The organism is Clostridium sp. UBA5119 (genome assembly GCF_002414285.1).
Lineage (GTDB): Bacteria > Bacillota > Clostridia > Clostridiales > Clostridiaceae > Clostridium_J > Clostridium_J sulfidigenes.
The window spans coordinates 58,604-61,719 of the sequence record NZ_DHYX01000081.1; the positions used below are offsets into that span (position 1 = coordinate 58,604).

Sequence of the window (3,116 nt, forward strand, 5' to 3'; positions counted from 1 at the left end):
CCAGTATTGGACTGTCTATGTTACTGACTTTAAAAATAAAAGAGAAATTGTCTATAGAACTTATAATTATCCTTTTATCTCTAAAAAAAAAAAAAAAAAAGTGGGGGGGGGGGGGGGGGGNNTAAAATGTTGAGCATGTACTTAATAATTATAAGGACATGCTCAATCTTTGTTTAGATTAATTTATTATTGGAAATTCCTTGTGTTTTTTAGAATAATTTTTTAAAGCAGCTTTTACATATTAAAGTTTTTCCTTTATTACAAGACATGATATTATCCTTGGAAACTTCCTTTAGACAAAGTTCACAGATTTGTTTAGAGCTTTTACTGGAAGATAGATTGTTATCTCCAAGGGAGAGCTCTTTACATAAACCTGAGGCACTATAGCTATCTAAGGTTTTATTTTTTTTGTTGCTGGGAGGTTCATAATTTATTATGGGCTGTTTTTCTTCTAGCTTGACTATTTTATAGTCTATGGCATAGGAACTTTCCCCAAAGAGTTCTAGTTCAAATCTTGGGTTCTCTTTATCGTAAAATTCTTCTATAATAAGTCTTCTTACTTGGGCATCATTTATGATAAGGCCGCTTTTCTCAACACCATCTAAAATACTTTTTGTTATGTTATTTGTGTCTGGATGACGTTTTTCACTTTTATAATAAACCTTAAGGACAGCTATAAGTGCCTCTGTTAAGGTTACACTTGGATTTTGAACCCTACATTCGTAGGCTATTTCTTCCTCGTACAGTGCATATCTATCATGATATTTTCCAGAGTTATATGGTAAAATAGCTCTGTTACTGCTATTGAAAAGTTTAAAGTTAGATTTAGAAATTGGTGATCCCTTTACCACAACTTTAGCATAGTTAATATCTTTCATTTTAATTCCTCTTTCTATGATTGTGTGATTAATTGTTTATATAAATAACTTTAGTAAGTATATTATAACACAGGAACTTATGTTTGAATAAGAACAATAAATCTATATTAAATTTTAAAGTAAATAATATAAAGTGTGTAATTACTCTTTAAAAAATGATAAAATGTATGAAGTAATCACATTTGTTAATATAATTGTATAAATGTGTGGATATATTATTTTAGCATGTGGATAAGTTTAAGTTAGTACCTTAAGGGTAAACTTATAATATAAACTTTCATAGTGTGTAAATTATTTAAAAGTAGGTGAAAAATATGAAAGAAGCAAATGAAGTAAAAGAAAATTTTAAAATACTTGCTATAGAGTCAAGTTGTGATGAAACAGCAGCTTCAGTAGTAGTGAATGGGAGAGAAGTTTTATCTAATGTTATAGCTTCTCAAATTGATATACACAAAAAATTTGGTGGAGTTGTGCCAGAGGTAGCTTCAAGAATGCATATAGAGGCTATTAGTGCTGTGGTGGAAGAAGCACTTAGAGAAGCAAACCTAACTTTTCAAGATATAGATGCAGTGGGCGTTACCTATGGGCCAGGGCTTGTGGGGGCTTTACTTGTGGGGCTTCAATATGCTAAGGCTTTGGCTTATGGATTAAATATTCCCCTTATAGGAGTAAACCATATTGAAGGTCATATAAGTGCTAATTTTATTGAACATAAGGATCTAAAACCACCTTTTATTACTTTAGTAGTATCAGGAGGACATACCTTTATTGTTCATATGAAGGATTATGGCAGTTTTGAGGTTCTAGGAGAAACTAGAGATGATGCAGCAGGGGAAGCTTATGATAAAGTGGCTAGAGCTATTGGACTTGGATATCCTGGTGGACCTAAAATTGATAAGATTGCAAAAGAAGGAAATGAGGACGCAATTAAGTTTCCAAGGGCAAATTTCCACGATAAGACACTAGATTTCTCCTTTAGTGGAGTTAAATCAGCTGTACTTAACTACTTAAACTCTCTTCAAATGAAGGGTGAGAGCTATAATCAAGCTGATGTAGCGGCTTCCTTCCAAAAGGCTGTGGTAGATGTACTAGTAGATAATGCTATGAAGGCTTGCAAAGAGAAACAAGTAGATAAAATAGCTATATCTGGAGGAGTTGCATCTAACTCTTATCTTAGAGCAAAGCTTATGGAAAGAGGGGAAAAGGAAGGGATAAAAGTTCTATTCCCAGCACCAATCTTATGTACAGATAATGCAGCTATGATTGGAAGTGCTGCTTATTATGAGTATAAAGCTGGTAGAATTGCAGATTTGACACTAAATGCAGTACCAAATTTGAAGTTAGGACAAAGATAGATACAAAGATTTAGATGTAGGATTTCATATGTTGAACCGTACTACAAATGACTGCGGTTTTTAGCCTTAACCATTTAAATTACTTGGTTAGGGCTATTTTTATAGGTGAAAACGCTGTATCATAAGTAATAATATTTCAAAAATTTTTTGAAACATCTTGAGAGAAATATAGTCCTATTTAGAGTAGGTGCGTTGTTTTATTGATAAAAATTAACTAATAGTTAACTTTTATCAATAAAACATGAGAATACCTCAATTGTTTAAAGTATATAGTTTTGATATCATTAGTGATAACTTAATGAAGCGTATAATTAAAAGGAGGATTTAATCAAAATAGTTTTGTGCAGTTTTTGCTTTAATATTTTTTAAAATATAAATATTAAATAGGAGCAAAGACTATGAAGTATAAAAATGCACAAAAGATATTACCTAAGGAAATTATTAAGATAATTCAACAGTATGTTGATGGAAGTTATTTATATATACCTAGAAAAGATGAAAACAGGAAAAGTTGGGAAGAGAATAGTGGGTTTAAAAATGAATTAATAGAAAGAAATACACAAATTTACAAATCCTTTAATAATGGAAGTTCAGTTAAGGAATTAGCAAATAAATATTATCTTACTCAAAATAGTATTAGGAAAATTATTAGGGAATATAAAATGTATTATAAATAAAGCATGAGAGCATGTATGCTTAGGGTTAGTATGTGGGAATAAATAATACATAAATATTTAGAGACTAACTACATGTTTCAAATACATGATACTATTTAAGGGACTAGATTATTATTAGGAGTGATTAGCATGAGTAAGATAAATATATTAGAAGTGTCTTTCAAATTTGGTGACAAGAACGATACTATTTACCCTGTAATGTTAGA

The 3,116-nt window shown here is 30.7% G+C and carries 3 protein-coding genes; 2 read left to right on the forward strand and 1 reads right to left on the reverse strand.

Going from position 1 to position 3,116, the window contains the following annotated elements:
- Positions 1-209: 209 nt before the first annotated feature.
- The gene (locus B2671_RS12865; protein ID WP_346870759.1) at positions 210-878 is read right to left on the reverse strand and encodes a RusA family crossover junction endodeoxyribonuclease; all 669 of its coding nucleotides are present in this window, start codon (positions 876-878) and stop codon (positions 210-212) included.
- Positions 879-1,192: 314 nt separating this feature from the next.
- On the opposite strand from B2671_RS12865, the gene tsaD reads away from it, so the two are divergent.
- A complete protein-coding gene (tsaD, locus tag B2671_RS12870; protein WP_346870760.1) occupies positions 1,193-2,233 on the forward strand; it encodes a tRNA (adenosine(37)-N6)-threonylcarbamoyltransferase complex transferase subunit TsaD in 1,041 nt (346 codons plus the stop codon).
- Positions 2,234-2,631: 398 nt separating this feature from the next.
- Positions 2,632-2,910 carry a CD3324 family protein gene (locus B2671_RS12875; RefSeq protein ID WP_346870761.1) on the forward strand — a complete coding sequence of 93 codons (279 nt, stop codon included), beginning with the start codon at positions 2,632-2,634 and terminating at the stop codon, positions 2,908-2,910.
- Positions 2,911-3,116: the final 206 nt, after the last annotated feature.